The 18,897-nt window shown below is 66.1% G+C and carries 18 protein-coding genes and 1 pseudogene; 6 read left to right on the top strand and 13 right to left on the bottom strand.

Annotation, left to right across the window (positions count from 1 at the left end; translation table 11 throughout):
* From ACZ1JV_RS13590 to ACZ1JV_RS13560, 7 genes are all read right to left on the bottom strand, one after another.
* Complete coding sequence (locus tag ACZ1JV_RS13590; protein ID WP_465151960.1) at window positions 1-555, bottom strand: hypothetical protein; 555 nt, start codon at window positions 553-555, stop codon at window positions 1-3.
* Window positions 552-1,565 (bottom strand): 16S rRNA (cytosine(1402)-N(4))-methyltransferase RsmH, encoded by a 1,014-nt coding sequence (rsmH, locus tag ACZ1JV_RS13585; protein WP_465151959.1) that lies wholly within the window; start codon window positions 1,563-1,565, stop codon window positions 552-554. Before rsmH ends, ACZ1JV_RS13590 begins: the two co-directional genes overlap by 4 nt.
* Entirely contained in the window at window positions 1,562-2,059 is a 498-nt protein-coding gene (locus ACZ1JV_RS13580) for a division/cell wall cluster transcriptional repressor MraZ (protein WP_465137642.1), read from the bottom strand. Before ACZ1JV_RS13580 ends, rsmH begins: the two co-directional genes overlap by 4 nt.
* Before the next feature lie 372 nt (window positions 2,060-2,431).
* Window positions 2,432-3,322 (bottom strand): Gldg family protein, encoded by an 891-nt coding sequence (locus ACZ1JV_RS13575; RefSeq protein WP_465151958.1) that lies wholly within the window; start codon window positions 3,320-3,322, stop codon window positions 2,432-2,434.
* 13 nt (window positions 3,323-3,335) lie between these two features.
* The gene (locus ACZ1JV_RS13570) at window positions 3,336-3,695 is read right to left on the bottom strand and encodes a hypothetical protein (protein WP_465151957.1); all 360 of its coding nucleotides are present in this window, start codon (window positions 3,693-3,695) and stop codon (window positions 3,336-3,338) included.
* A 16-nt stretch (window positions 3,696-3,711) separates the two neighbouring features.
* A complete protein-coding gene (locus ACZ1JV_RS13565; protein WP_465151956.1) occupies window positions 3,712-4,722 on the bottom strand; it encodes a cysteine synthase A in 1,011 nt (336 codons plus the stop codon).
* A 175-nt stretch (window positions 4,723-4,897) separates the two neighbouring features.
* Window positions 4,898-5,215, bottom strand: coding sequence for a 2Fe-2S iron-sulfur cluster-binding protein (locus ACZ1JV_RS13560; protein ID WP_465137638.1), 318 nt, complete (start codon window positions 5,213-5,215; stop codon window positions 4,898-4,900).
* Window positions 5,216-5,321: 106 nt separating this feature from the next.
* On the opposite strand from ACZ1JV_RS13560, the gene ACZ1JV_RS13555 reads away from it, so the two are divergent.
* Window positions 5,322-5,939 carry a DNA-3-methyladenine glycosylase family protein gene (locus ACZ1JV_RS13555; RefSeq protein ID WP_465152568.1) on the top strand — a complete coding sequence of 206 codons (618 nt, stop codon included), beginning with the start codon at window positions 5,322-5,324 and terminating at the stop codon, window positions 5,937-5,939.
* A gap of 9 nt (window positions 5,940-5,948) precedes the next feature.
* Here the strand turns inward: ACZ1JV_RS13555 and ACZ1JV_RS13550 are convergent, their stop codons facing one another.
* On the bottom strand, window positions 5,949-7,058 hold the full coding sequence (locus tag ACZ1JV_RS13550) for an acyltransferase family protein (protein WP_465151955.1): 1,110 nt from the start codon (window positions 7,056-7,058) through the stop codon (window positions 5,949-5,951).
* A 2-nt stretch (window positions 7,059-7,060) separates the two neighbouring features.
* Window positions 7,061-7,369 (bottom strand): annotated as a pseudogene (locus ACZ1JV_RS13545) (4a-hydroxytetrahydrobiopterin dehydratase); the annotation flags it as partial.
* Between the two features lie 80 nt (window positions 7,370-7,449).
* Here ACZ1JV_RS13545 and ccmA point away from each other — a divergent pair.
* The 5 genes from ccmA (at window position 7,450) to ACZ1JV_RS13520 (ending at window position 11,466) form a co-directional block, all read left to right on the top strand.
* Complete coding sequence (gene ccmA / locus ACZ1JV_RS13540; RefSeq protein ID WP_465151954.1) at window positions 7,450-8,028, top strand: heme ABC exporter ATP-binding protein CcmA; 579 nt, start codon at window positions 7,450-7,452, stop codon at window positions 8,026-8,028.
* Window positions 8,025-8,684 (top strand): heme exporter protein CcmB, encoded by a 660-nt coding sequence (locus ACZ1JV_RS13535; protein WP_465151953.1) that lies wholly within the window; start codon window positions 8,025-8,027, stop codon window positions 8,682-8,684. The genes ccmA and ACZ1JV_RS13535 overlap by 4 nt, the downstream gene beginning before the upstream one ends.
* Before the next feature lie 106 nt (window positions 8,685-8,790).
* Entirely contained in the window at window positions 8,791-9,933 is a 1,143-nt protein-coding gene (locus ACZ1JV_RS13530; RefSeq protein ID WP_465151952.1) for a sulfotransferase family protein, read from the top strand.
* A gap of 28 nt (window positions 9,934-9,961) precedes the next feature.
* A complete protein-coding gene (locus ACZ1JV_RS13525; protein WP_465151951.1) occupies window positions 9,962-10,585 on the top strand; it encodes a carboxymuconolactone decarboxylase family protein in 624 nt (207 codons plus the stop codon).
* Between the two features lie 428 nt (window positions 10,586-11,013).
* Window positions 11,014-11,466 (top strand): hypothetical protein, encoded by a 453-nt coding sequence (locus ACZ1JV_RS13520; RefSeq protein WP_465151950.1) that lies wholly within the window; start codon window positions 11,014-11,016, stop codon window positions 11,464-11,466.
* 34 nt (window positions 11,467-11,500) lie between these two features.
* Here ACZ1JV_RS13520 and ACZ1JV_RS13515 read toward each other — a convergent pair whose 3' ends face one another.
* From ACZ1JV_RS13515 to ACZ1JV_RS13500, 4 genes are all read right to left on the bottom strand, one after another.
* Window positions 11,501-11,788 (bottom strand): DUF1294 domain-containing protein, encoded by a 288-nt coding sequence (locus tag ACZ1JV_RS13515; protein ID WP_465151949.1) that lies wholly within the window; start codon window positions 11,786-11,788, stop codon window positions 11,501-11,503.
* Window positions 11,789-12,019: 231 nt separating this feature from the next.
* A complete protein-coding gene (locus ACZ1JV_RS13510) occupies window positions 12,020-12,901 on the bottom strand; it encodes a transglutaminase family protein (protein WP_465152567.1) in 882 nt (293 codons plus the stop codon).
* Window positions 12,901-15,468: a circularly permuted type 2 ATP-grasp protein gene (locus ACZ1JV_RS13505; protein WP_465151948.1), complete on the bottom strand. Its 2,568-nt coding sequence runs from the start codon at window positions 15,466-15,468 to the stop codon at window positions 12,901-12,903. The genes ACZ1JV_RS13510 and ACZ1JV_RS13505 overlap by 1 nt, the downstream gene beginning before the upstream one ends.
* 4 nt (window positions 15,469-15,472) lie before the next feature.
* Window positions 15,473-18,850: a transglutaminase family protein gene (locus ACZ1JV_RS13500; RefSeq protein ID WP_465151947.1), complete on the bottom strand. Its 3,378-nt coding sequence runs from the start codon at window positions 18,848-18,850 to the stop codon at window positions 15,473-15,475.
* Window positions 18,851-18,897 lie beyond the last annotated feature (47 nt).

Below are 18,897 nucleotides of genomic sequence, written 5' to 3'. Positions count from 1 at the left end.
TCACTGCTGGGCAGCCTCCGCCACTTCGACGCGCGCCAGACGCTTGCCGAGACCGGCGGCATCACGCAGCATTTCCTCGCGCTCCGGATCGCGGTTCTTCGCGCCCGCGCCCGAAGTGGCCGAAGGCGTTGCCGCGTGCGCGGGATCGACCGGCGAGACCATCGCCAGCAAGCCGGTGCCCTGCTTCTCCTCAGCCGCGTCGCTGCCGCCCTGCTCTGCATTGGCATAGCGGATCGGCTGCGGCGCGCCCGGCCCCATCGGCTTGCCCAGCGCGGCAAGCTGGCGCTCGCCTTCGATATACTGGCCGGCGGATGGCGCCTTGTAGCCGAACTCCAGTTCGTTGAGCTGGTTCAGCGCCTGCTGGTTGGAGCGGGTCTGGAACTCGGTCTCAAGGAAGTTGATCGACTGCTGCACGCGCACGATGCGGTTCTCGGTCGAGTGGACCTCGCTTTTCACCGCGTTGACCCGAAGCGTGAGCGCAAGCGTGGCCGCGCCGCAAACCAGCAGCACGGAAATCCACCCGATCGAATGGACGCGATCGCGCGTGAGGTTCATGCCGGACTCCTGTCTTTTTGCCGCTTCTGCGTTCTGGGGGGGGCTTGGGTACGCACGGCGCTGCGAAGCGTGGCAGAGCGCGAACGGGGGTTGGCCTCCAGCTCGGCCTCGCCGGGGCGGATGGCCTTGGAAAGCTTTTCGAATGTCGGCTGCACGCCGCCGATTTGCGGCAGGTGGCGCGAGGTCGTACCCCCCTGCCCCGCCGCATCGCGCAGGAAACGCTTGGCCATGCGGTCTTCCAGACTGTGGAATGTGACGATGGCAAGCCGGCCGCCTTCGCGCAGCACGGTTTCGGAGCCGGCCATGCATTCTTCCAGCTCGTCCAGTTCGCCGTTCACATGGATGCGGATCGCCTGGAAGGTGCGGATCGCCGGGTCCTTCGGCGCATTGCTGCCCTTGTAGGCCGGGTTGTAGCCGATGGCCTTGCGCACCACACGGGCCAGATCGCCGGTGGTTTCCAGCGGACGCGCGGCCACGATGGCGCGGGCGACGCGGCGCGACTGGCGCTCTTCGCCATACTGGAACAGCACGTCGGCGATTTCGGCTTCGTCCCCCTCGTTCACGAAATCCGCGGCCGAACGGCCGTCCTGGCTCATGCGCATGTCCAGCGGCCCGTCGGCACCGAACGAGAAGCCTCGCTCCGCCTGATCGAGCTGCATGGAGGATACGCCGATATCCATGACGACGCCGTCCACGCTGGTGACTCCGGCTTCTTCAAGGCCTGCGACGATTTCGGAGAACCGGCGGGCGTGCAACACGAGACGCGGCGGGCTGAGGTCCAGCTCCGGCCATTTTCCCCGGTTTTCCTCGATCGCGGCAATCGCGTCGGGATCGCGGTCGAACGCATGGACGGTGGCACCCGCGTCGAGCAGGCGGCGTGTATAGCCGCCCGCGCCCAGCGTGCAGTCGACGATGACGTCGCCGCCCTGGGGGTTCAGGGCGGCGACGACCTCCTCAAGGAGCACGGGCACGTGGGGCACGCCCACTGGAATGGTGCGCGATCCGGTCATTTGCGGCCTGCTTTCGCCAGATCCTTGGCGGCAAGGCTCTTGCAGGCGGTCTGCGCCGCCTTCCAGCTATCATCCATTTCGTTCAGGCTCTCGGGCGACCAGACGGTGAAGAACCGTCCGTTGCCGCGGAAATAAAGTTGGTCGGTCACGCCGGCGAGCGCGGCCAGGTCTTCAGGCAGGACGAAGCGGCCCGAACCGTCGAACGGCACTTCGTAGGAGGCGTAGATGTCGCTGGCGCGCTTGTCGGCATCGAATTCCTTGCCGGCGCGGATGGCGAGGTCCTGCTGTTCCTTGAGTTCGTCCTCGAACTCCTCGATGCGCGAAAGGCCGAAGCCCACGAGGCAGGGCCAGCGATCGTGGGTGGTCAGGCAGAGCAGATCCTTGCCGCTCGATTCGCGCACGGTGGGGCGGAAGGCATTGGGCAGCACGAACCGGTTCTTGTCGCGCAGAAGCGAGAAGCCCTGTCCGTTGTATATGTATGGCCGCCCCGCCATGACGATGCCGCCTGCCCCTTCTTGCCCTGTTGCAGCCGCTCTGCGGCCACTCGCCCCGGAACGTCCGGATCCGCCCGGCATGACCGATAGCGCCCCCGCCGCAGCAAATGCCGCAGGGTCCGGCCCCCTCCTGCGGGAGCACGGCAAGACTCAGCCATTCCGATTGCCTTCCTATGTATAGTGGGAAGACGGGGGATTAAAGGGAAATTTGGGGATCGATGGGAAGAATTCGCGGAATTCTCTCCGATTTGGGGCACGGCTCACCCACGGGGATCCGGGGATTAACCTGGTATTAACTCCATAAGTGATTGAAATTAAATAGATTATACTCAGGGAAATTACGTATCCCGGATCGTCCCCAAAACGCCCCGCTCAATCCCCACTTTTCAGCCGGGCCCCACTTTTCAGCCGGGAAAGCAGCGCGGTCAGCGCCTTGCGGCGCGGAACAGGGCCGGCGGGGCCGCCCGGATCCTCAAATAGCGCCGCATCGGCCACAGCCAGCACCCTGCCGCGCCCGATGCGGCAACCGGCAAGGATTTCCGCCGATTCCAGCGCACAGGATGCGGAACCGCCACCGGAATTCCCCAAGGATCCCGGATTGCGGCCCATCCCGCGATTTCCCCGATCGGATGTTCCATCCCCGGAAATCCCCAATAGGCGGAAATGCCCCGGCAGGTTCAACGGCAGAGCCAATTCCTCTGGCCCGGCCTTGAACGCGACATCCCGCTCTCCGGCCTGCTCAGCCGGGTCGAACCACAGTTCCAGCCCCCAATGGGCAAGGATCGGGGACAGCATGGCCATGTCCTGCGGCCGCCGCGGATCGCCCAGCGGATAGCGCGAGGGCTGGGTGAGCATCGGATCGACGAACAGCAGCAAACGCCCACCCGCGCGCACCCAGGTATCGAGCGCCAGGTTCTCCTGCGGCGTCAGCGGGCGTGGCTGCGCCATCACCAGCACTGCATCCGTCGGCAGCGGCAGGCGCCCTTGCGCATCGGCAAGACTGTCCAGAGGCTGGATTTCGCCCTGCTCCGCCAGAGCCCCGGCCGCCCACGAACGCGGCGCGCCGTCCGCCAGCAATTCGCGCGGATCGTCGCTCTCGCCCCAGAGGATGGGAAGACTGGTGCTGAGCCCGATCCGCTGCGCCCGCAGCGATGGATCGTCCCCGCGATGGCAGGCGGCCAGCAGCGCAAGCAGCACACAGGATACGGCCAACCATACGCCGGCCAACCACACGCCAGCAAGCCGCGCGGCGGCCCGCCTCACGCCAATGGCCCGCTTACTGCGCTTCCGGCGGCGCAGTTCCGGTGCTGTCCGTGGCGTCGCCAGTGGCGCTGGGGGTCGGTGAGGGATCGGCGGCCGGCACAACGCCGATATCCGCCAAGGGATCGGCCACCTGCCGCTTGGGCTTGGCATCGGCGGCGACGACCTGCTGGATCGGATCGGCCGCGTCCACCAGCCGCGCACGATCCATGATGATGTTCGCCAGCCCCACGATCAGCAGCATCGCGCAGAGGCCGAACAGGCCGACCTGCAGCCGATGCACCGCCTGCGCGCGCAGTTCGCGCGTGGAAGGCGGCACGAAATGCTGAGGAGCAGCGGCCGGCTCTATCAGATCGGGCGGAATGTTCCCTGCCATCGGCAGACCGTTTACCTCAGCTTGCCAGCCAAGGGAAGACGGGCAGACCTTTCGCTTCCAGCCATTCGCGATTGAAGAGCGAGGAGAGGTAGCGGAAACCCGTATCGCACAGGATGGTCGCCACGCGAACGTCGCGCTTTCCTTCGGCCACCAGCTTGCGGCCCAGTTCCACCGCGCCGGCCACATTGATACCGGATGACAGGCCAAGGCACAGCCCCTCTTCCGACAACAGGCGGCGGACCCATTCAAGGCCCTCCTCGTCGGAAATGCGGAACTGGGTATCGATCGGCGCCCCGTCCAGATTGGCGGTGATGCGGCCCTGCCCGATGCCCTCGGCCACCGAATTGCCTTCGGCCTTCAACTCGCCATGCGCGTAATAGTTGTACAGCGCGGCGCCGTAGGGATCGGTGAGCGCGATCGTGATGCCCTCATCGAACGCCTTCAGCCCCATGCCGGTGCCGGCGATCGTGCCGCCAGTACCCGCCGCGCAAGTGAAGCCGTCGATCCGGCCGTCCATCTGCTGCCAGATTTCCGGCGCGGTGCTTTCGATGTGCGACTTGCGGTTGGCGATATTGTCGAACTGGTTGGCCCAGATCGCCCCTCCCGTCTCGGCCGCCAGGCGGCGCGAAGTGTGGACGAAGTGGTTGGGGTCCGAGAACTTCGTGGGCGGCACCGTCACCAGCTGGGCGCCGAGCGCGCGCAGCGTGTCCATCTTTTCCTTGGACTGGTTATCCGGCATGACGATCACGGACTTGTAGCCGAGCGCGTTGCAGACCAGCGCAATGCCGATGCCGGTGTTGCCCGCAGTTCCTTCGATCACCGTGCCGCCGGGCTTCAGCTCGCCGCGTGCTTCTGCATCGCGCACGATCCACAGGGCCGCGCGGTCCTTCACCGATGCGCCGGGATTGGCGAATTCGCACTTGCCCCAGATCTCGCAACCCGCAGCTTCGCTAGGGCCCTTGAGCAGGACGAGCGGAGTATTGCCGATAAGGTCGAGGGTGGAGCGCTGGGGTGCAGGAGCTGTCATGCCCGCACAACTAGGAACGCGAAGGCCCCGGCGCAAATGATTTGCGCTTTGGATCGCTAAAGTCGGCGTGAATTTTCACCTCCAACACATGGTCCGGACACGAGAACGGCAGGTTTGCGCGATCCGCAAACCTGCCGTTCTCGTGTCCGCCCGAAGGCGGAAAATTCACGGGAGCTCAGTCTTCCTGCGCGATCGTGACCTTGCAGCCTTCCAGCGCATCGGTGATCGGCACCTGGCACGACAGGCGCGAATATTCGTTGCGGTGGTCGGAACTGTCGAGCAGGTCGTTCTCGTCCTCGCTCATCGCCGGCAGCTTGTCCGCGAAGGAGGGATCGATGTGGACGTGGCAGGTCGCGCAGGAGCAGCAACCGCCGCACAGTGCCAGAAGTTCATCAAAGCCGCTGTCACGAATCGTTTCCATCAGCGTGCGGCCCACTGTGGCCTCGACGGTCGATTCTTCACCCGACTGGTTGACGACAATAATCTGCGGCATTCCCGTCCATCCTTTTTCTGATCCAGCATGTATCATAACATGCCCATTCCGGCCTTTGCCTGCGGCTGCTAAAGGCTGCAACCCCCTTTGGCAAGAAAGACGCATGATGGGCTTGAGCGCCGACGCACTGAAATTTGGGCTGGACGAAATCGCCGCGCGCGAACCGGCCATGGCGCGCGCACTGGAACGCGCCGGCTATCCTGAGCCGCGAATCCGCGCGACCGGCTATGCCACGCTGCTGCGCACGATCGTCGGCCAACAGGTTTCAGTGGCGGCGGCAGCTTCGGTATGGGCGCGGATGGAGGCATTGCTGGGCACCGGCATCGCGCCGGAGACCTTGCTCGCCGCCGATTTCGACGCGCTGCGCGCCTGCGGCCTTTCGCGGCAGAAGCAGGGCTATGCCCGCTCGCTATGCGAACTGGTGGTGGCCGGGACGCTGGACCTTGAAAACCTGCCCAAGGACGATGAGGAAGCGATCGCCCAGCTGGTGCAGATCAAGGGCATCGGCCGCTGGTCCGCGGAAATTTACCTGCTCTTTGCGGAGGGGCGGCCGGACATCTGGCCCGCCGGCGATCTGGCCGTGCAGGCGGGTATTCACAAGATCCTGGCGCTGGATGCGCGGCCCAGCGAACAGGAAGCCCGCGAACTGGCGGAACAGTGGCGCCCGCATCGCGGCGCGGCGGCGATCTTCACCTGGCACTGCTACAACAATCCGGCGCTCTAGAGCGTAGATTCAGGCGCCCCGCTCTTCCGTTTTGCCGGCCGCCGGTGCGAACATCCGCGCTTCCATCCAGCGCCGCAGCCGGGGCGACTGGCGCTCGGTCAGCAGCGAGATCAGGGCGCTGGCAGCCACCACCAGCCCCAGCAGCGCCACGAAGGCCGCCGGGCTGCGCCCCGCGACCAGCCCGTGGGAGCGGGCCAGTTGCAGCAGCGGCCAGTGGAACAGATAGAGCGTGAAGGAGAACCCGGCGAGCAGGCCGGCCATGTCCTTTAGCCGCATCATCGGTTGCGCAAAGCGCTCCGCCAACGGTCGCAGCGCCGTCAGCGCAAGGACCATGATCAGCCCCATCGCAAAGTCCGCGAAGGCCCATTGCGACCACTGCGCCTTCCCCGGCCACCATGCCTTGAGCAGCGGATTGAGCACCGCGCGGTCCACCTCGAACAGCGCAAGCGCCAGCCCCAGGCAGGCCGCCAGAACCACCGGCGCGGCCACGGACGGCAGGCGGCGGGCCACCGGCGCATGGGTCAGCGCCACGCCCATCAGCCATACCGGCATCAGCAGCAGGATCGCCCCACCAGCAGTGAAACAGGCCACCGCGACGGTCGCCACCCGCGCCCAGCCGCGCAGGAACACCGCCAGCGCGAAGATCGCATAGAACCAGACTTCATAGCAGAGCGACCAATACGGCGGATTCCACACCGGCGCGGGCATTCCCGGCCAGGCACTGACGAACGCCATCGGCGGCAGCAGACGCGTCGCCACTTCCAGCGGATCATCGGGGCTGTTGTCGATATAGACGCGCATGGGCCCGGCGAAGACATAGGCCGCCAGCACCGCGAACAGCAGCGCCGGGATCGCAACCGGCAGAATGCGGGAGACGCGCGCGACGAAATAGCGTGGTAGGCTGGACCGTCCGCCCAGCACTGAGGTGCTGATCACAAGGCCGGAAAGCACGAAGAACACGATCACGCAGTAATGCTGCATCCGCAGGCCGAACGGGAACGGCCCGCGATAGATGCCCAGTTGCACCGCATGGCCCACCGCCACCAGCAGCGCGGCGCCAAAACGCGCGAAATCGAGCACGACCGAAAGCGGCCGCGTGAGGAACCGGTCCTCACCCACGATCAGGCGGCCGGGGCGACGCCGTCGATAAAGCGGGCCAGTGCGACGTCGCGCTGGCTCAGCCCTCCGGCATCGTGGGTGGTCAGAGTGATTTCAACGCGATTGTAGACGTTGAACCATTCGGGATGGTGATCGCGCTTTTCCGCCTCGATGGCGACGCGCGCCATGAAGCCGAACGCTTCGTTGAAATCATGGAATTTCAATGTGCGCACGATGGCCAGGCCATCCTCGCGCAAGGTCCAACCGGGCAAAGTGCCCAGTACCGCGGTGCACTCTGCATCGGTGAGGCGGGCGATCGACATTGTGTGCTCCTCTGCCCTGTTTAAGCCGGCTTCGGCCCTGTTTTGACTTCGCTTGGCAGTCCCGCGCCTTTCCACTATCGCCGGGCCTCATGCAAGGGGCATCCATCGCTATCGAAGATCTCGCGTGCCGGCGTGGCGACAGGGTGCTGTTCCGCGGCCTATCGCTGCGTCTCGACGGCGGAGAGGCGCTGCACGTCACCGGCAGCAACGGGATCGGCAAATCCAGCCTTCTGCGCATCGTCGCCGGCCTTGCCCCCGCATTCGCCGGACGCGTGGAGACCAACGGCCTGATCGGCCTTGTCGATGAACGGCACGCACTGGATCACGCCCTGCCGCTTGGCCGCGCGCTGGAGTTCTGGCGCAAGCTGGATCGCGCGGCTGACGGCGAACTGGATCGGCTTGGCCTGACCGCCCTGCTGGACGTGCCGGTGCGTTATCTGTCCACCGGCCAGAAGAAACGTGCCGCCCTCGCCCGCCTGATCCGCCAGCGCGCGGCGATCTGGCTTCTAGATGAGCCGCTGAACGGGCTGGACGGCGATGCGGCTGCATTGGCCGAAGCGCTCGTGGCCGATCATTGCGCCGCTGGCGGGATTGCCCTGATCGCCTCCCACCAGCCCTTCACACTCACGCACAAGCGCACGCTGGCCCTTGGCGAGCACGCGGCATGAGCGGACGTCTCGTTATCCTGCTCAAGCGCGATCTCGCCCGCCTGCTGCTGGGCGGACGCGGGGGCGGTGCGGCCATGCCGGTGCTGTTCTTCCTTTCGGTGGCGATGCTCTATCCTTTTGCCGTTGGCCCCGACGCGCCTCTGCTGGCGCGAACCGGCGGCGGCGTGATCTGGGTGGCCGCGCTGCTGGCGGCGATCCTGCCGCTCGACCGGCTTGTCGAGCCGGACATCGAGGGCGGGCTGTTCGATCAATGGGCGCTGCGCGGCATTTCGGAGGAGATGGTGCTGGCGGTGCGTGTGCTGGCCCACTGGCTCAGCTTCGGCCCGCCCCTCATGCTCGCCGCCCTGCCCGCCGCCGCACTGCTGGGGATCGACGGAGCGACACTGAGAACCGTGGAACTGGGCCTGCTGGCGGGAACGCCCGGCCTTGCCGCGCTGGGCGTGACGGTGGCCGCACTCACGGCGGGCCTGCGCGGCGGCGCTGCCTTGGGCGGACTGCTGGTGATCCCGCTGGCCGTGCCGGTCCTGATCTTCGGCGCGGGAAGCCTTGGCTCCGGCGGGCCGAGCGGGTTGGCGCTGGCGGCTGCATCCAGCCTTGTCCTGCTGGCCATCGCTCCGTTCGCGGGCGGCGCAGCCGTGCGCGCCGCGCGGGGATAGCCCTTTCCATCATCGCCCCGGCGGTTGGCACGCTCCCCTCCCGGCCCGCATAGTCGCTCGCGGAACGATCCGGCCAAAGCCGGGCACCCGATGTTGGGGATGAGCGATGCAGGACCACAGGGAACTGATCGAGGAAGCGCAACGCCAGACCGGCCTGACCGACTTCGGCCCGGACGGCTTCCGCGAAGGGCTGGAAATTCTGGCCGACTCGCTGGAACGCGAGGCCCGGCTCAATGCCGTGGGCGAACGCGCGCTGACCGAACGCATCGTGCTGCACCTGAAGCAGCGCCTGCTGGTGGAGGACTGGTACCGCCGCCATCCGGAGATCGACGAGGAAGAGATCGTCGCCCCCCTGTTCGGCGTCAGCCTGCCGCGCACCGGGTCTTCGGCGCTTTCCTTCCTGCTCGCGAGCGATCCGGCGATCCGGTACTTGCGCGTCTGGGAAAGCTCGCAGCCCTGCCCGCCGCCTTCGACAGTGGAAGGCCCCGATCCGCGCCGCGGCGTCGCCGTCACCAGCGGCGACGAATTGCTGAAGAACGGCAAGCGCACCCCATCGGGAATCGACGGCGCGATGGAGTGCCAGGACCTGATGGCGCTCGATTTCAAGAGCCAGATCTTCCAGGCCTTCGCGCAGATCCCGCGCTATTCGGACTGGCTGCTGAACGCCGATCTTTCCGCCACTTACGCTTATGAAAAGCGGGTGCTGAAGCTGCTGCAATGGGGTGCCCCGGCACGGCCATGGCGCCTGAAAGCGCCCACGCACATGCTCTATCTCGATGCGCTGACATCGGCCTTCCCGGGCGCGCGCTTCGTGATGACGCACCGCGATCCGGCCGACGTGATCCTGTCGGTGGCGACCGTCTATGCCGACATCATCGGCAAGTTCAGCGACCATGTGGACATGGCCTACCTTGGCGCGCTCAACTTGCGCTGCTGGTCGGAAGCGATGAACCGCGCCATCGCCTTTCGCGAAAAGGGCAACGACCACCGCTTCTTCGACATCCATTTTCGAGCCATGCACAAGGACCCGTTGGGCGAAGTGCGCGCGCTCTACGAATGGCTGGGCGAAGTCGTCTCGCCGCCTTTCGCGCAGGCCATGGCGGACTGGTGGGAAAGCAACAGCAGCGCCGAACGCATGAGCAAGCCCGATCCAGCCCATTTCGGCCTCGATCCGGCAGCAGTGCGCCAGCGCTTCACCCCCTACCTTGAGCGCATGGAGCGCTGGGCCCCGTTCGACGCGGCGGCATGACCCTTTCCCAACATACAGGTGAGCGAAGATGAGTAAGGCGAACAGCGGCCGGGTGGAATTCGATGAGGCCGCACGCATGGCACAGACGGTGGAAAGCGGCCCCCGCTATGCCCCGCTGCGGCTGAACGAAGTCAGCCCGGAGGGTCAGGAGCAGGTCGATGCGATTCGCGCCGCCTTCCATATTCCCGAAAGCCGCCCCTTCCCCGATGTCAGCCTGATCACGCTGCGCCATCCCGGCATGTTCAAGGGGCAGATGGTGCTGGGCATCGAACTGGCCGCGCGCGGGGCGATTCCGGGGCGCGAGCGCGAACTGATGATCCTGCGCCTGGCCCGCCTTGCCGGCGCGCCGTTCGAATGGTGCGAGCATGTCGATATCGGCAAGGCCTTCGGCATCACGGTCGAGGAAATCGAACGCGTGCTGGAAGGATCCGCCGCCGCCGGATGGACCGAGCACGAATCGGCGATGCTGCGCGCGGTGGAGGAACTGGTTGCCGATCACTGCATGGCCGATTCGACCTGGGACACGCTGGCGAAGACCTGGGACGAGAAACAGATGCTGGAAGTGCCCATGCTGGTCGGTTCTTACCTGATGACGGCGCTTCAGCAGAACACGCTGAAAATCCAGCCGAAGGGCGGTTTCGACTACCGCTGAGGGCCGTCCCGCCCACCGCTTTTTACTCGAATCGCTGAAAATCGAACGCGCGCTGCCCCATGGGCGGCGCGCGTTGACATGTCTGTGGACAAGTCCTGCACAAATTCGGGAAACAATGGGGATCGGCGGTGCACGATCTGTGCATTCCAGCGGGACATCCCTGTGGATGATCCTGACGAAATCTGCCGGATAACTGCGGGAAAGGCCGGAAAAAAATGGGCCGGACGGATCTCTGCAAAAGCGAAATACGGTCCGGCCCAGTTGGACAGGAAGGGCAGTCTCGGCGCCCCATGACAAGCGCCGAACCTGGGTCCTCGGGTGCAGGCTTGACGGCCAGGACAAGCTGCGTATCAATGGCTAATGATAATCATTCGCAAGTTCAAGCCCCTTTTCACGTAACCCTGATTTCGCCACCTGGAGACCCTGCCATGTACCAGTATGTCGACCGCCCCCTGAGCACCCTTGATGAGGGCTGCCGCTTCCTCGTCTGGTCGATGCGCGCCTGGGTTACCACGCTGGCTCAGCGCCGCTGCCCGGCCGAGGCACTGGCCCCTGCCTTCGCGCGCTGGCGGATGATCGGCGGCCTTCAGCCCTTCCACCGGGCTATGCTGATCTTCAACCGCGACGCACTGGAAACCTTCGCTTTCTGCCCGATGGCCTGCGACCATGTTTCAGAGCACGAGGCAGTGATCCTCGAACTCGTTACCTCGCTGCGCGACCGCGGCGCGCAGGAAACGCGGGGAACGCTGGAGCTGGTGGTGCAGGAAGACGCCGTGGGTGACGTGCTGGAAACCCTGTCCAAGCTGGGCGCGGCGCTGGCGATCGCGGGCATCTTCCCCGGCCAGCCGGTGGCCGCACGCGGGGCGCACGACTGCGGCTGAGCTGCGAATCGCTACCAGTACCGCGATGGGCGTTTCAGGGGGCGCCCATCGCCCAGAACGCAGCGCCGGCCAATGCCAGGCACTGAAGGCACAGGATGGCGCGCAGGTAATTCACGAAGGGCTGCTTGCGGGTCTTGTGCCGGAACAGGCTGCGCGCCAGCAGCGCACCGGGCGACCCGCCTATGGCAGCGAGCGTCAGCAGGCGACGCTCCGGCACACGCCCGCCACCCCGCCGGGACTGCGCCTTGTCATAGCCATAGACGGCGAAAGTCCAGAGATTGATCGCGGCGAGGACAGCGGCGGCAATGAGCGGCGTATTCATGCGCCGCACCTAGAGTGCGAGAGCGCTGGTTTGAACCGCAAAACCAATGCTGGCCCCGGCCCCATGCAACCTTTCCCGTCATCCCCGCGAAGGCGGGGATCCCGCTTGTTCTTCGCGAGCGTGACAAAAGGAAGCGGGGCCCCCGCCTTCGCGGGGGCGACGAATGTGGTTTTCGCTACCGGTACGCCTTTGGCGGCATCTTGAGGTACGGCCTCAAGCATCCACCACAGCTCAATCCAGCGGCGCCACATCCACCGAAAACAACATCTTCTGCTGCGAGGAACCGCGAAACGTACCGTCCAGCGGGGCGACGTCCGAATAATCCCGTCCCATGCCGATGAAGATATGGTCGGTATCGGCCAGCATGTCGTTGGTGGGATCGAAGCCGATCCAGCCCAGATCGTCGCCGCACCACAAGTTGACCCAGGCGTGCATGGCATCCGCCCCCACCAGCCGTGCCTGCCCCGGTGGCGGCAATGTGCGCAGATAACCACTGACATAGGCGGCCGGAATGCCATGCGCGCGCGCCGCGATGATCATGATATGGCTGAAATCCTGACAGACGCCATGCCGCGCGCGGAACGCCTCGATCGGCGGCGTATCGGCAACGGTCGCGCCCGATTCGTAGGCGAACTGCTCATGGATCGCCGCCATCAGCCGCCGCCCCGCCTCCACCACCGGCGTCGATTCGCTGAGGAACCCGCTGGCCCACATGGCAATGTCGCGCTCCGGCGCGGCGATAGGCGAGGCAAAGCTGTACGACGCCGGACCAAGCGCCGAAAGGTCCGGCTTCTGCATGGCCCGTTCACGCAAATCAGCAAGGCCCGGTCCGCTGGAGTCGGTGACGAAGAACGGCAACGGCTCCTTCTGCACGGTGAATCGGCTCTCTATCTGAAGCTGCGAGATCGGCTCTCGCAGGGAAAACCGCGCTTCGTTGACGTAGTACCCCCCCTCGCGCTCGGCCACGGTGGCGGGCTGGGGGTCGACCGTCAGGGCATAATCGCTGAGCTTCTGCCCCGGCCAGGCCATGGGCCGCAGGCGCGCGTTGAATTGTGCCAACCGCACGGGCGCGGCATATTCCAACGTGGTGATATGGCTGATCGAATAGCGCATCACAGCAGCGCAGTCCGCCGCTCGGCCTGTTCCGGATCGAACTGGAGGAAGTAGCGCGCCGAAACCGAGTCGGAGAGGCTGTAGAGTTCCTGCTCGATCTCGGCCAGCGCCAGACTGGTCATGTCCTGCGCCACGGCCGCCTGGAGCCGGCCCAGCAGCGCGCGAGCGAGCCTGAGCGGCGGTTCGGGCAGATTGTCATCACGTCCGCTCGGCAACGCGGCCAGATGCTCGACGATACCCGCGATCTGGAACACCAGCGCGCGCGGATTGTCGGGATCGAGCAGCAGAAGGTCGCGCACAGGCCCTGCCATCGGCCCGGTAAGATAGCGCGTGCGGTAGATGATCTGGCTGTCGCACAAGTCCAGCAGCACACCCAGCGCGCCGCCATCATGCCCGATACCATCCCCGTCCGGCGCATTCGTCAGCGTGGCATCGCCCAACTGGCGCACCATGCGGCAGATGCCCTGCGCGCGTTCGATCCGCTGGCCAATTTCCAGGAAACGCCATGCCGCGGAACGCACCATGTTTTCGGAAACGAGCCCGGCCAAGGCGCTGAAGTGCTCGGTCAGCCGACGCACCGCGCCCAGCAGGGTGGCCGGGCGGTGAGCGTCCACTTGCGGCACGCCCTGACTAACCAGGCGCCAGAAATCGCGCGCGAACCGCTCGCGCAAGCCAAGGCCCACCGCCTGCCGCCGCCGCATCAGCGCGGTGATGCCGCCGGGCAGCGTAGCCTCAGCCAGGACCGCCGCGCAGATAGCATGTACATCCGCCGCCTCGTCGGGCGCTTCCTCAAGCGTTGCAATGCTGCCGGATTCGCCCAGCAGGCCGACCAGCGCCTGGACCACACCATCCTGATCCGCCGGCCCACCGTCGATCTCCACCGATCCGTCAAGCAACGCCCGCAGCACGCGGGTGACCAGTTGCGCACGCTCGTTGTAGCGGCCGAACCAGTAGAGGTTGTCCGCCGCCTGACTGGCCAGGATGCCGCCCCCGCGCGAGATCGGCGGCTCGGCGAGCGTGCGCACGGTGAACTGCGCGGCGCTGGGCGCTTCATCGACCACCCAGACGTCGGCGGAAATCTCGCCCTCGCCCATAAGCGAGGTCGGCAGCGCCTGACTGGCGGCAAGGCGGGCGAAACCGCCGGGCATGACGGTCCAGTTGCCATCGGCATCGCGGGCGACGAAAGCGCGCACGGTGAAGGGGCGCGGCACGACCTCTCCCTCGACGATGGCAGGTGCGGTGGAAAGGTGAACGATCTCCTGCCCGCAATAGTCCATGGGGCGGCGTGCCAGCGCATCGAGCAAGGCAGACCGCTGCGCCCCGTCCAGATCGGCCCCGGCCACCGGCTCGCGCCGTTCCAGTGCCTCCACCGCCTGACCGAAGGCCGGCAGCACCGCCAGATCGGAAAGCCGCGCAGCAACGGTCGCGCTTTCGGCGGCCTGCCCGCACCACCATGTGGCCACATTGGGCAGGACCGGATCCTCGCCGAGCAGGACTTTGCAAAGGCGCGGCATGAAGGCGGCGAAGGCCGGGCTTTCCAGCACTTCGGTGCCCGGCCAGTTGATCATGCCGACACCGCCACGCGCCCATGCCTCGAACAGATTGGCGACGCCCAGTTGCGAGCGGGCATCGAAGGCCAGCGGATCGAGCGAGGTGGTATTGATCCAGCGCCAGATCGAATCGACCCGCTTGGGTCCGGCGATGGTGCCAACCCACAGGCGATCGTCCACCACCGAAAGGTCGCGCCCCTCCACAAGTGGAAAGCCAAGGTAGCGCGCAAGGTGGGCCTGTTCGGCGTAAGTCTGGTTGAAGCGTCCCGGCGTCAGCAGGGCGATGCGCGGCGCCTCGCGCCCGCAGGCGGCGATCATGCCTTCACGCATGACCGAGAAGAAATCGACGATGCGGCGAACCTGCTGGTCGGCCAGCAGATGACCGGCAAGGCGCGTCATCGCCAGTCGGTTTTCCAGCGCATAGCCGATGCCGGCGGCGATGCGCACGCGGTCCTGCAGGACACGCCATTGCCCGCGCGGCCCGCGCGCGAGGTCGGCCGAATAGACCTGGATGAAGTGCGGGTGTGCCTGCTCCGCCCCCAGCCGCCGCGCCGGATCGAGCATCTTGCGGGCAAAGAACGGGCTTCCGGCGATGACGGCGGCCGGCAGATGCCCCTCCCGCACCATCCGCTGGTCGCCGTAGATATCGGCCGCGAGGTGTTCGAACAGTTCCGCGCGCTGGATCAACCCACGCTCGATCGTCGCCCATTCGCCGGCACCGATTACCACCGGCATGGCGTTGAGCGGCCACGCGCGTTCCTCCTCCTCGCCCGTGACGCGGAACGTCAGGCCAAGATCGGCGGCATTGCGCGTGGCGGCTTCCTGCAAGCCGATCGGATCGCCCTCGGACAGTGCGGCGAGGCCCGCGGCGACCGCCCGCCAGCGTGCGGCGACGGGATCGGCAGCATCGCCGAACAGATCGCCGCCAGACACCGCAACCGGATAGGCATCGAGCCAGCGCCCAAAAGTTTCGGAGGGCGCGCTTTCGGTCAGTCCAGGAGGCGGAACGGCAGCCATGGCATCAGATTGTGCCCGTTGGGCGCCGCAAGTCGAGCGAATAAGGAAATTCACCCGGAACTTCTTCGGGCGGGGTCTGCATCGGCCCCGGCGAATGACCGTGGGGCTGGAACCGCGCCTTGCGCCGCGCCTCAGCCTCGTAACCGTTGATCGGCACATCGTCGTAATGGCGGCCGCCCGGATGGGCGACGTGATAGACGCAGCCGCCCAGCGAACGGCCGTTCCACAAGTCCATGATATCGAACGTCAACGGCGCATTGGCGGCCAGCATGGGGTGAAGACACTCGGCCGGGGCCCAGGCCTTGTAGCGCACACCACCGACGCCTTCGGAAGGGCCGGTCATCGTCAGCGGCACACGCCGGCCGTTGCAGGAGATGACATGGCGGCCTGAGACCAGCCCGCTGGCCCTGATCTGCAAACGCTCGGTCGAACTGTCGACATAACGCACGGTGCCGCCGATCGCGCCGGTTTCACCCAGCACGTTCCATGGCTCCAGCGCATGGCTGATCTCCAGCGCGACGCCCCCGCCCTCGACTTCGCCATGGACGGGGAAGCGGAACATGCGCTGCGCCTCGAACCACGCGGGATCGAAGTGGTATCCCGCGCGGCCCAGATCGGCGAGCACGTCCAGAAAATCCGCCCAGACGAAGTGGCCAAGCATGAACTTGTCGTGCAGTTGCGTGCCCCAGCGCACCAGCCCGCCGCCCTGCGGTTCCTTCCAGAACCACGCCGTAAGCGCGCGCAACAGCAGTTGCTGGGCCAGGCTCATCTTCGCATCCGGCGGCATCTCGAAACCCCGGAACTCCACAAGGCCCAGTCGGCCCGTCGGCCCGTCGGGGCTGAACAGCTTGTCGATGCAGATTTCGGTGCGGTGCGTATTGCCCGTCACGTCCACCAGCAAGTTACGGAACAGGCGGTCCACCACCCACGGCGCGGGCTGGTCATGCTCCGGACCCGCAACTTGCGAGAGCGCAATCTCCAACTCGTAAAGCGCATCATGCCGCGCCTCGTCGATGCGCGGGGCCTGACTGGTCGGGCCGATGAACAGCCCGGAGAACAAATAGCTGAGCGAGGGATGCCGCTGCCAGTACGTGACGAAGCTTTTCAGCAGGTCCGCCCGGCGAATGAACGGGCTTTCCAGCAGGCTGGGCCCGCCCAGCACGATATGATTGCCCCCGCCGGTGCCGATCGAGCGGCCATCGACCATGAACTTGTCCGCCGTAAGCCCCACTTCGCGGGCCACGTCGTAGAGCGTCTCGGTGATCTCCACGGTTTCGCGCCAGGAAGCGGAGGGGTGGATGTTCACTTCGATCACGCCGGGATCGGGGGTGACTTTCAGCACTTGCAGGCGGGGGTCCGGCGGCGGCGGATAGCCCTCTATCCGTACCGGCACGCGCTGCTTTTCCGCCACCGCCTCGATCGCGGAAACGAGTTCGAGATAATCTTCCAGACGCTCGGTGGGCGGGATGAACACCGCCAGATAGTCTCCGCGCGGCTCAACGGTCACCGCCGTACGCACCGCGCCTTCGATCAAGTGCTGCTCCACGCGCTCACCCGCCGATCCGACCTGCGGTTGGGCGACAAGTTCCACCCGCTGCGCCTCGCTGCTGGCGGCAAGCCGCGCCTGCGTGCCCGGCGCAGGCGCCTGCTCGCGATAATCGGCCAGCGGCTCGCGCGGCTCGGCGGTGTCGCGCGGGTGGATATAGGGATAATCCGATGGCGGCACATAAGGCAGCGATCCCAGCGGCAGCCGGTATCCCAGCGCCGAATCCCCGGACACGGCGGTAAGGAGCCCGCGCCGCACCTGCCATACCTCGCTCTTCCAGCGCGGCGCCTGCTGCACGGAAGCGTTCCAGCGCTGCACCGGCAGCACGAACCCGGTCGGCCGCTCCAGCCCGCGCCGGTAAGTGCGGCGAAAGCGGCGGGCCAGTTCCTCATCGTCCAGATGCGACTCTTCGGGCGTGGTGTTGATCGGAAGCTCTGCCTCGCGAAACGCCCACCAGTCCTTGTCCTCGAATACGGGCTGCACGAAATCGCTGCCAAGCCCCAGCGCAACCGCCGCTTCGCGCAGCAGGTGTTCGGCGGCGGTGGGATCGATGCTGGGCACCGGATCGGGATCGCCGCCCTTTTCCAGCGGCTTTTCACCGGCGATCAGGCTCTCGTCGCGCCAGATCGGCACGCCGTCCTTGCGCCAATAGATCGAATAGCCCCAGCGCGGCAGCGTCTCGCCCGGATACCACTTGCCCTGCCCGTGATGCAGCAGCGATCCGGGCGCGAATTTCTGCCGCAGCAGGCGAATCAGCCGATCCGCATAGGCCGCCTTGGTGGGGCCGACTGCCGCCCCGTTCCATTCGGGCGCCTCGAAATCGTCATCGGCAATGAAGGTCGGCTCGCCGCCCATCGTCAGGTTCGCGCCCCCCGCGTCGAGATCGGCGTCCACCCGGTCGCCCAGTTCCAGCAGCGCCTGCCAGCGATCCTCGGTAAAGGGCTTGGTGATCCGCACCGCTTCGGCAATGCGGGAAACGCTCATCTCGAACTCGAAATCGACTTCGGCCGGCTCGGCCATACCCTCGATCGGCGTTGCGGAGCGATAGTGCGGTGCAGCACAGAGCGGGATATGCCCTTCCCCCGCGAACATGCCGGAAGTGGCGTCGAGCGCGATCCAGCCGGCGCCGGGCACGTAAGCCTCTGCCCAGGCGTGGAGATCGGTCACATCTTCCAGCACGCCCTTGGGGCCTTCCTTGGGGGTGACGTCCGCCACCAGTTGGATCGAATACCCCGAAACGAACCGCGCCGCGAAGCCCAGCCGGCGTAGCAGCTGGACCAGTAGCCAGGCCGAATCGCGGCACGACCCGATGCCCACGTCCAGCGTCTCTTCCGGGCTCATCACCCCGGTCTCCATGCGGATCACATAGCCGATGCGCTGTTGCAGGCGGCTGTTGATATCGACCAGGAAATCGACCGTACGGCCTTCGTATCCGGCATGTTCGGCCACCAGCGCCTCGAACAGCGGGCCCTGTTCCTCCAGTTCGAAATAGGCGGCCAGATCGGATTGCATCGCGTCCGAATAGGCGAAGGGATAAGTCTCGGCCTCCGGCTCCACGAAGAAGTCGAACGGGTTGATGACGGCGAGTTCCGCCAGCAGGTCCACCTCGATGGAAAAGTGATCGACCGGATCGGGAAACACCACCCGCGCCTGCCAGTTGCCGTGCGGATCCTGCTGCCAATTCAGGAAATGCTCCGGCGGGCTGATCTTCAGCGAATAGTTGGGAACCGCCGTGCGACTGTGCGGTGCCGGACGCAGCCGTATGACTTGGGGACCGAGGCGCACCCGCCGGGAATAACGGTAGCGCGTGAGATGGTGGAGAGCCGCCTTGATCATCGGCCATGACTGTGCGCGAATCTATGCTGCACTGCAATGATCTTCCA

The sequence above is a fragment of the Novosphingobium sp. BL-S-19 genome (genome assembly GCF_055521675.1).
Note: the sequence above shows the minus strand (reverse complement) of the source record. Positions and strands in the feature narration are given on the sequence as shown.

Coding starts and splice junctions, on each gene's coding strand:
- ACZ1JV_RS13590 (WP_465151960.1), bottom strand. CDS start 555: ATGAACCTCACGCGCGATCGCGTCCATTCGATCGGGTGGATTTCCGTG.
- rsmH (WP_465151959.1), bottom strand. CDS start 1,565: ATGACCGGATCGCGCACCATTCCAGTGGGCGTGCCCCACGTGCCCGTG.
- ACZ1JV_RS13580 (WP_465137642.1), bottom strand. CDS start 2,059: ATGGCGGGGCGGCCATACATATACAACGGACAGGGCTTCTCGCTTCTG.
- ACZ1JV_RS13570 (WP_465151957.1), bottom strand. CDS start 3,695: ATGGCAGGGAACATTCCGCCCGATCTGATAGAGCCGGCCGCTGCTCCT.
- ACZ1JV_RS13565 (WP_465151956.1), bottom strand. CDS start 4,722: ATGACAGCTCCTGCACCCCAGCGCTCCACCCTCGACCTTATCGGCAAT.
- ACZ1JV_RS13560 (WP_465137638.1), bottom strand. CDS start 5,215: ATGCCGCAGATTATTGTCGTCAACCAGTCGGGTGAAGAATCGACCGTC.
- ACZ1JV_RS13555 (WP_465152568.1), top strand. CDS start 5,322: ATGGGCTTGAGCGCCGACGCACTGAAATTTGGGCTGGACGAAATCGCC.
- ccmA (WP_465151954.1), top strand. CDS start 7,450: ATGCAAGGGGCATCCATCGCTATCGAAGATCTCGCGTGCCGGCGTGGC.
- ACZ1JV_RS13535 (WP_465151953.1), top strand. CDS start 8,025: ATGAGCGGACGTCTCGTTATCCTGCTCAAGCGCGATCTCGCCCGCCTG.
- ACZ1JV_RS13530 (WP_465151952.1), top strand. CDS start 8,791: ATGCAGGACCACAGGGAACTGATCGAGGAAGCGCAACGCCAGACCGGC.
- ACZ1JV_RS13525 (WP_465151951.1), top strand. CDS start 9,962: ATGAGTAAGGCGAACAGCGGCCGGGTGGAATTCGATGAGGCCGCACGC.
- ACZ1JV_RS13520 (WP_465151950.1), top strand. CDS start 11,014: ATGTACCAGTATGTCGACCGCCCCCTGAGCACCCTTGATGAGGGCTGC.
- ACZ1JV_RS13515 (WP_465151949.1), bottom strand. CDS start 11,788: ATGAATACGCCGCTCATTGCCGCCGCTGTCCTCGCCGCGATCAATCTC.
- ACZ1JV_RS13510 (WP_465152567.1), bottom strand. CDS start 12,901: ATGCGCTATTCGATCAGCCATATCACCACGTTGGAATATGCCGCGCCC.
- ACZ1JV_RS13505 (WP_465151948.1), bottom strand. CDS start 15,468: ATGGCTGCCGTTCCGCCTCCTGGACTGACCGAAAGCGCGCCCTCCGAA.
- ACZ1JV_RS13500 (WP_465151947.1), bottom strand. CDS start 18,850: ATGATCAAGGCGGCTCTCCACCATCTCACGCGCTACCGTTATTCCCGG.